The organism is Streptomyces sp. NPDC049577, from assembly GCF_040675635.1.
Taxonomy (GTDB): domain Bacteria; phylum Actinomycetota; class Actinomycetes; order Streptomycetales; family Streptomycetaceae; genus Streptomyces.
On the sequence record NZ_JBFAPH010000289.1, the window covers coordinates 1 to 8,063 of the forward strand.

Genomic DNA, 8,063 nt, shown 5'->3' on the forward strand with positions numbered 1-8,063 from the left:
TACGGCAGCGGCGAGGAGCGCCGCTGGGCCGAGCAGGCCGGCGAGGCCGGCTGCGGCTCCGTCCTGCTGCTGCCGCCCAACGCCTACCGCGCCGACGAGCACGCCGTCCGCGCCCACTACACCGAGGTGGCCCGCGCCGGGGTGCCCGTCGTCGCGTACAACAACCCCATCGACACCAAGGTCGACCTGACCCCCGCCCTGCTGGCCGGGCTGCACCGCGACGGCAGCATCGTGGCGGTCAAGGAGTTCAGCGGCGACGTCCGGCGCGCCTACGAGATCGCCGAGCTCGCCCCGGAGCTCGACCTGCTCATCGGCGCGGACGACGTGCTGCTGGAGCTCGCCACCGCCGGCGCCGTCGGCTGGATCGCCGGCTACCCCAACGCCTTCCCCGCCACCTGCGCCGAGCTCTACCACGCCGCCGTCGCCGGCGACCTGGAGACCGCCCTTCCCCTCTACACTTCGCTGCACCCGCTGCTGCGCTGGGACTCCAAGACCGAGTTCGTGCAGTCCATCAAGCTCTCCATGGACATCGTCGGCCGTCACGGCGGCCCGACCCGGCCGCCGCGCTTCCCCCTCACCGGGGAGACCGAGGCGCAGGTCCGGGCCGCCACCGAGAAGGCCGTCGCCGACGGCCACCGCTGACCGCCGAACCGGCCGAAAGGACGCCCGTGCGCACCAGACACGTCTTCCATGCCGTCGACTCGCACACCGAGGGCATGCCCACCCGCGTCATCACCGGCGGCGTCGGGGTGATACCCGGCGCCACCATGGCCGAGCGCCGGCTGCACTTCATCGAGCACCTCGACCACCTGCGCACCCTCCTGATGTACGAGCCGCGCGGGCACGCCTCGATGAGCGGCGCCATCCTCCAGCCGCCCACCCGCCCCGACGCCGACTACGGAGTCCTCTACATCGAGGTCTCCGGACTGCTGCCGATGTGCGGGCACGGCACCATCGGCGTCGCCACCGTCCTCGTCGAGACCGGCATGGTGCCGGTCACCGAACCCGTCACCACCGTGCGCCTGGACGTCCCGGCCGGACTCGTCACGGTCGACGTCCGGGTCGAGGACGGCGCGGCCAGGTCCGCCACGATCACCAACGTGCCCTCCTTCTGCCTCGGCCTCGACCGCAAGGTCGACGTCCCCGGCTACGGCACGGTCACGTACGACATCGCCTTCGGCGGCAACTTCTACGCGTTCGTCGATCTCGACGCGCTGGGGCTGCCCTTCGACCGGGCCCGCAAGGACGACCTGCTCGCCGCCGGGCTCGCCATCATGGACGCCGTCAACGCCTCGCCCGACCGGCCGGTCCACCCCGAGCGCCCCGAGATCGGCGGCCTCAAGCACGTCTACCTCGCCGCGCCCGGCTCGGACGCGTACCACTCCCGGCACGCCATGGCCATCCACCCCGGCTGGTTCGACCGCTCGCCCTGCGGCACCGGCACCTCCGCCCGCATGGCCCAGCTGCACGCCCGCGGCGCGCTGCCGCTCGACCGCGACTTCGTCAACGAGTCCTTCATCGGCACCCGGTTCACCGGCCGCCTGGTGGGGGAGACGGAGGTCGGCGGGCTGCCGGCCGTCGTGCCGACCATCACCGGACGGGCCTGGATCACCGGCACCGCCCAGTACTTCCTCGACCCGGACGACCCCTTCCCCGGAGGCTTCCTCCTGTGACCGCCGCTGACGCCCCCTTCGTCTCCCGCAATCCGGCCGACCCCACCGACGTCCTCGCCGAGTTCACCGCCCCCGGCCCCGCGGCCGTCGCCGCCGCCGTCGAGCGGGCCCGCGCCGCCCAGCCGGGCTGGCTGGCCGGCGGCGCCGCCGCCCGCTCCGCGGCGCTCACGGCGATCGCCGCCGCCGTCGAGGCCGCCGCCGGTGAACTGGCCGGCCTCGCCGTACGGGAGGTGGGCAAGCCGGTCGCCGAGGCGCGCGCCGAAGTGGCCCGCACCGTCGCGATCTGGCGCTACTACGCCCAGGCCCCCTACGAGGCCGTCGGCGCCGTCCACGAACCGGCCGGCGGCCCCGGTCTGCTGCTGACCCGCCGCCGCCCGCACGGCGTGGCGGGCCTGATCACGCCCTGGAACTTCCCCTTCGCCATCCCCAGCTGGAAGGCCGCACCGGCCCTGGCGACCGGCAACACGGTCGTCCTCAAGCCCGCCCCCGAGGCCACCGCCTGCGCCCGGCGCCTGGCCGAGATCGTGTCCGGGGCGGTGCCGGACGGGGTGTTCACGGTCGTGCCCGGCGGCGCGGGGGAGGGTGCCGCCCTGATCGCCGGTGCCGATGTGGTCTCCTTCACCGGCTCGACCGCCGTCGGCTCCGCGGTCGCCGCGGCGGCCACCGCGCGGGGCATCCCGGTCCAGGCCGAGATGGGCGGCCTCAACGCGGCCGTCGTCCTGCCCGACGCCGACATGGAACGCGCCGCCGCGCACATCGCCTCGGCCGTCGCCGGGTACGCGGGCCAGAAGTGCACCGCCACCAGCCGGGTCATCGCGGTCGGCGCCGCCCTCGAACCCCTGCGCGAGGCCCTCGCGGAGGCGGTGCGCGCCCTGCCCGTGGGCGACCCGGCGGACCCCGCCACGGTGTGCGGACCACTTGTCTCCGCGCCGGCCCGCGACCGGGTCGCCGGTGCCCGGGACGGCCTCGCGGTCCTCGCCGAGGCCCGGGCCCCCGAGGGCCCCGGCTGGTACGCGGCGCCGGCCCTGGTCGAGAAGGTCGCGCCGGGCCACCGGCTGCTGACCGAGGAGGTGTTCGGCCCGATCGCCGCCCTGCTGCCCGCGGACGACCTCGCCGACGCCGTACGGATCACCAACTCCGTCCCGTACGGGCTGGTCACCTCCGTGCACACCGCCGACCTCGACGTGGCCCTGTACGGCCTCGACCGCCTCGACACCGGCATGATCCGGGTCAACGCCCCGTCCACGGGCGTCGACTTCCACCTGCCCTTCGGCGGCACCAAGACCTCCAGCCACGGGCCGCGCGAACAGGGCCGGGCGGCCCTGGAGTTCTACACCTCCAGCCGCACCTACACCCTGACCACCGCTATGTGACATTGTACGCTGGTGATCCACTCGGGTACGAAAGGGACACCATGGGACACCTCAAGCAGCCGCACCTCATCACCGCCCGGGAGCGGCTGCGCGACCAGGTCGCCCATGCCCTGCGGGCCGCCCTGATCTCCGGCGAACTGCGGCCCGGCGAGGTCTACTCGGCGCCCGGGCTCGCGGAGGAGTTCGGCATCTCCGCGACGCCCGTGCGCGAGGCCATGCTCGACCTGGCCCGCGAGGGCCTGGTCGAGCCGGTCCGCAACAAGGGCTTCCGGGTCACCGAGGTCAACGAGCGCGACCTCGACCAGTACACCGAGATCCGCACCCTGATCGAGGTGCCCATGACCGGTCGCATCACCCGCAGCGCCGCCCGCGAGGACCTTCAGGCCCTGCGTCCCGTGGCCGAGGAGATCGTGCGGGCCGCGCGCGAGCACGACCTGATCGGCTATCTGGAGGCCGACCGCCGCTTCCACCTCACCCTGCTGGGCCTCTCCGGCAACGAGCGCCTCGTCGAGACCGTCGGCGACCTGCGCAAGCGCTCGCGCCTGTACGGCCTGACCGCGCTCGACGAGCGGGGCGAGCTGATCCCCTCGGCCGAGGAACACCTCGAACTCCTCGATCTGATGCTGGCCGGCGACGCCAGGGGCGCCGAGAAGTGCATGGCCCGCCACCTGGGCCATGTGCGCTCGCTGTGGGCCCGGGGCGGGAGCGAGAACTCCCCGGCGAAGCGCCGTCCGGCGCCGGCCGCCCGGTAGGACCCGGGGGCCGGGGACCGGCCGGGGCCGACGTATCCCCGCGGTCCCGGGGAACTCCCTCGAAGGGAGGAAGTCTCCCCGGAACGCCCTCCCGGCGCACCGGTTCCGCACTAGGGTTCGGGAGCCTTACGGAATCGCGGCCGGAATCGCGGCCGCCCGGGCCCGATCCATGCCGAGGAGCCGACGTGTCCAGCTACCAGTACCAGTGCGCAGCATGCGGGATCACCTGGGACGAGGTCGCGAACAAGCGGCAGGCCGAACAGGAACGCGAGCGCCACCGCCGCGAGGCCCACGGCGGCGGCGCCCCGGACGGCGACGCCATCCGGGCCCGGGACCCGAAACCCTGGCCCGGCAGGGGCGTCCTCCTCGCCGGGCTGCTCCTGGTCCTCTTCACGCTCTACAGCCGCCGGCACGGCCAGTAGCCGCCGTGGTGGCGGCCTGGAGGGTGTTCGGCACCGAGGTGATCCCCGGGTGGCGGGGCGGGGCACTCGTACTGTCCCGGACGGCCAACGGCCGCACCCCGTACCGTGGTTCCATGACGGACGCGCCCCGGGAACGCCGCCACGCCTTCGGCGACGACGCCGAGCAGTACGACGCCGCCAGGCCGGGCTATCCGGCGCAATTGACCGAAGACGTCCTGCGCTTCGCCGCGCCGTCCGGCGCGGCACCCGCGCTGGAAGTGGGCGCCGGCACCGGAAAGGCCACCCTGGCCTTCGCGGCGCGTGGGCTACCGGTGACGTGCGTCGAACCGGACGCACGGATGGCGCGGGTGCTGCGCCTCAAGTGCGCCGGGCTGCCGGGGGTCGACGTCGAGGGCGCCGACTTCGAGACGTGGCGGCCGGGCGGGCGGCGGTACGGCCTGCTGTACTGCGCCCAGGCCTGGCACTGGGTCGACCCGGCCGTGCGGTGGACGCGGGCGCGGGCCGCGCTCCGGCCCGGAGGCGCCCTGGCGCTGTTCTGGAACCACTGGTTCCTGGAGGACGCCCGGCTGGCCCGGCAACTGACCGCCGCCCACGCCCGGCAGGGCGTGGCCGTTCCCGACCACACCCTCCTCGAGCCCCGCCCGCGCCCGGCCCACCGGGGGCCCGCGGCCCGGCAGTGGCGGGAGATGGAGGCCGACGGCGGCTTCACCGACCTGGAACACCGGCTCTACGAGACCGAGCACGAGTGCCCGGGCCCCGAACTCGTGGGCCTGCTGGCCTCCTACTCGGGCTACCGGATGCTCGCCGAGCCGGTGCGGCGACCGCTCCTGGCGGAGGCCGAACGCATCGCGGGTGGCGACGCGGTGCTCGTACGGGTGGTCACCAGTCTGTTCCTGGCGCGCACGAAGGGCGCGCGGCGCGCATAACACGGGGTTATGCGCTGCCGGGAGTACCGCCGCCGCGACGGCTGTTCCACGCTGTCCAGCACAGCCGCCCCCGGCATGGAACCAGCCCCGGCATGGAAAGAGCGCCATGAACCCCGCGTACGCGACCGCCGACCACGTCTTCACCGTGCCCCTGGACCACTCCGCGCCCCAGGGCCCGGACATCAGGGTGTTCGCCCGCGAGGTCGTCGACCCCGCCCGCGCCGGCGAGGCACTGCCGTGGCTGCTCTACCTCCAGGGCGGGCCCGGCGGCAAGTCGCCCCGGCCGTCCGCCGGTTCGCCCGGCTGGCTGGACCGGGCGCTGAAGACGCACCGGGTGCTGCTGCTCGACCAGCGCGGCACCGGCCGCTCCACGCCCGTGACCGCCCGCGCGGCCTCCCGCCACACGTCCCCCGAACGGCTGGCCGAGCACCTCGGGCACTTCCGGGCCGACTCGATCGTCGCCGACGCCGAACTGATACGCCGTGAACTGTGCGGCGACGAGCCCTGGGAGACCCTCGGCCAGAGCTACGGCGGCTTCCTCACCCTCACCTATCTCTCCCGGGCCCCCGAGGGCCTGCGCGCCTGCTACGTCGCCGGCGGTCTGCCCGGCCTGGCCGCGACCGCCGACGACGTCTACGCCCGCACCTACCCCCGCGTCCGCGACCGCGCCCTGGAGTTCTACGACCGTTACCCGGACGACGCGCCCCGGCTGCGCCGCCTCGCCGACCTGCTCACCGCCGGCGACGTCCGCCTGCCCGACGGCGACCGGCTCACCACCCGCCGGCTGCGCCTCCTCGGCCTCGCCCTCGGCATGGGCGACGGCTTCGAGCGGCTGCACTGGCTGCTCGACGAGGCCCTCGACGAACGCGGCGAGCCCACCGCCACCTTCCTCCACCAGGTGGCGGCCCTGACCGGCTTCACGGACAACCCCCTGTTCGCCGTCCTGCAGGAGTCGATCTACGGCCAGGGCGGCAAGCCCACCGGCTGGGCCGCGCACCGTGCCCTGGCCGGCTTCCCCGAGTTCGCCGAGGACGCGGACCCGCTGCTGCCGACCGGCGAGATGATCTACCCCTGGATGTTCCGGGAGATCGCCGGCCTGCGCCCGTTCGCGGACGCCGCCGAGCTGCTGGCCGAACGGAGCGACTGGCAGCCGCTGTACGACCCCGACCGCCTCGCCGCCAACCGGGTCCCGGTCGCGGCCGTCGTCTACCACGACGACATCTACGTCGACGCCGGACTCTCCCTGCGCACCGCCCGCGAGGTCGGGGCGGTCCGCGCCTGGGTCACCAACGAATGGGAGCACGACGGCATCGGCGCTTCCGGTGGCCGGGTGCTGGACCGGCTGATGGACCTGGCCGCCGGCCGCGCCTGACCCCCCACCACCCCCCGGGAATTCCCCCACCCAGTCCCGCAAGGAGAGCCATGCCCACCACGCCTTCCCGGCCACGGCTGCTCGCCACGGCCCTCGCCCTCGCCGCCTGCGCCGCCGTCCCCACCACGGCCGCCACCGCTGCCACCGCCGCCACGGCCACCGCGAGCCCCGCCCCGCCCGAACGGCCGCCGGCCGCCGCCGGCTGCGCGCTCAAGGGCACCACCGGCTGGACCGACGAGGGCCACGACACCGACCCCGCACAGTTTCAGCGCGCGACCGGCACCCATCGCGTCCTGACCCTGTTCGTGGACTTCCCCGATGCCCCCGCCGCCGACTCCACCGAGGCGTACGCGGCCGAACTGGCCCCCGCCGCGGACTGGATGCGCACAGCCTCCTACGGCCGCTCGCGCCTCGCCATCGACTTCACCCGGCAGTGGGTCCGCATGCCCGCCGCGTCCACCGGCTACGGCTTCCAGCGCGGCCTCACCTTCGAGGCCCACGAGCGCTACCTCCGCGACGCCGTCACGGCCGCGGACCCCTCCACGGACTTCTCCCGCTACGACATGGTCTACGTCGTCCCCGCCCGCACGGCGAGCGCGATCTCCTTCTCCCCGACCTACCTCTACGACCCGGCCACCCCCGGCGTCACCGCCGACGGCGCACGCGTCAAATGGGCCGTCACCTTCGGCCAGGACATGTGGCACTGGGGCCACAAGGTCGCCGTCCACGAGACCGCCCACACCTTCGGCCTTCCCGACCTGTACGCCTTCAGCGGCGACACCCACCGCTTCGTGGGCGGCTGGGACGTCATGGGCAACATCGCGGGCCGCGCCCCGCAGTACCTCGGCTGGCACGCCTGGAAGCTCGGCTGGATCGACGACGACCAGGTCGCCTGCCAGGCCGCACCCGGCCGGCGCACGGTCCGGCTGTCCCCCGTGGAGCGGCCCGGAGGCAAGAAGATCGCCGTGGTCCGCACCGGCCCCACCACGGCGTACGTCGCCGAGTCGCGCCGGGCCGAGGGCAACGACCCCCGGCCCTGCTCGACCGGCGTGCTGATCTACAAGGTCGACTCCGCGACCGCGACGGGCGAGGGCCCGGTCCGGGTGATGAACGGCCATCCGTCCGCCACCCCGCCCGCCGGATGCACCCCGCTCGACCTCGCCGCCTACGGCCCGGGGGAGTCCTTCACCGACCCCGCGGCCGGGGTCCGCATCGACGTCCTCGCGGGCGGCGCGACGGGCGACACGGTCCGCGTGACCGCTAGGCGGCCCGCTTCCTGAACACCTCGACCAGGCTGGTGAAGCTGTCCCCGGCGTGACCTGCGGCAATTCCGCGCCGGAAGACATCCAGCACGGCGGCCGGCAGCGAGGTGTCGACGCCGGCGTCCTCGGTGGTGTGCAGGATGTGGCCGACGCTCGCCACACCCATGGCCAGCTTGTCCACGTCGCCCGGGTGTTCGCCCTTGTCGATGCGCTGCGCGTAGAAGGCCATGAAGTTCGGCAGCGAGGCCGCGGTGGACGAGGCGTACGGCAGGAACTCCTCGGC

8 protein-coding genes and 1 pseudogene are annotated in these 8,063 nt (G+C 74.5%); 8 read left to right on the forward strand and 1 reads right to left on the reverse strand.

Annotated features, from left to right (window positions below):
• The 8 genes from AB0K09_RS25635 to AB0K09_RS25670 all read left to right on the forward strand — a co-directional run.
• On the forward strand, nucleotides 1–642 hold a 642-nt coding region (locus AB0K09_RS25635), incomplete at its 5' end, for a dihydrodipicolinate synthase family protein (RefSeq protein WP_366067747.1).
• A 26-nt stretch (nucleotides 643–668) separates the two neighbouring features.
• Nucleotides 669–1,673, forward strand: a complete 1,005-nt coding sequence (locus tag AB0K09_RS25640) for a proline racemase family protein (protein WP_366067749.1) — start codon at nucleotides 669–671, stop codon at nucleotides 1,671–1,673.
• Complete coding sequence (locus AB0K09_RS25645; RefSeq protein ID WP_366067750.1) at nucleotides 1,670–3,046, forward strand: aldehyde dehydrogenase family protein; 1,377 nt, start codon at nucleotides 1,670–1,672, stop codon at nucleotides 3,044–3,046. The genes AB0K09_RS25640 and AB0K09_RS25645 overlap by 4 nt, the downstream gene beginning before the upstream one ends.
• Before the next feature lie 41 nt (nucleotides 3,047–3,087).
• Nucleotides 3,088–3,798 (forward strand): GntR family transcriptional regulator, encoded by a 711-nt coding sequence (locus tag AB0K09_RS25650; protein ID WP_366067751.1) that lies wholly within the window; start codon nucleotides 3,088–3,090, stop codon nucleotides 3,796–3,798.
• Between the two features lie 185 nt (nucleotides 3,799–3,983).
• Nucleotides 3,984–4,220, forward strand: a complete 237-nt coding sequence (locus AB0K09_RS25655) for a hypothetical protein (protein ID WP_366067752.1) — start codon at nucleotides 3,984–3,986, stop codon at nucleotides 4,218–4,220.
• A 113-nt stretch (nucleotides 4,221–4,333) separates the two neighbouring features.
• Complete coding sequence (locus AB0K09_RS25660; RefSeq protein ID WP_366067753.1) at nucleotides 4,334–5,146, forward strand: class I SAM-dependent methyltransferase; 813 nt, start codon at nucleotides 4,334–4,336, stop codon at nucleotides 5,144–5,146.
• A gap of 106 nt (nucleotides 5,147–5,252) precedes the next feature.
• Nucleotides 5,253–6,518, forward strand: coding sequence for an alpha/beta fold hydrolase (locus AB0K09_RS25665; protein ID WP_366067754.1), 1,266 nt, complete (start codon nucleotides 5,253–5,255; stop codon nucleotides 6,516–6,518).
• 50 nt (nucleotides 6,519–6,568) lie between these two features.
• Entirely contained in the window at nucleotides 6,569–7,798 is a 1,230-nt protein-coding gene (locus AB0K09_RS25670) for a M6 family metalloprotease domain-containing protein (RefSeq protein WP_366067755.1), read from the forward strand.
• Here AB0K09_RS25670 and AB0K09_RS25675 read toward each other — a convergent pair.
• Nucleotides 7,779–8,063 (reverse strand): annotated as a pseudogene (locus AB0K09_RS25675) (NAD(P)-dependent oxidoreductase); the annotation flags it as partial. The gene AB0K09_RS25670 and the pseudogene AB0K09_RS25675 sit on opposite strands and share 20 nt — an antisense overlap.

Bases quoted from the DNA above. Each gene is read 5' to 3' on its own strand.
- AB0K09_RS25660 (WP_366067753.1), top strand. From the start codon at position 4,334: ATGACGGACGCGCCCCGGGAACGCCGCCACGCCTTCGGCGACGACGCC.
- AB0K09_RS25670 (WP_366067755.1), top strand. From the start codon at position 6,569: ATGCCCACCACGCCTTCCCGGCCACGGCTGCTCGCCACGGCCCTCGCC.
- AB0K09_RS25665 (WP_366067754.1), top strand. From the start codon at position 5,253: ATGAACCCCGCGTACGCGACCGCCGACCACGTCTTCACCGTGCCCCTG.
- AB0K09_RS25650 (WP_366067751.1), top strand. From the start codon at position 3,088: ATGGGACACCTCAAGCAGCCGCACCTCATCACCGCCCGGGAGCGGCTG.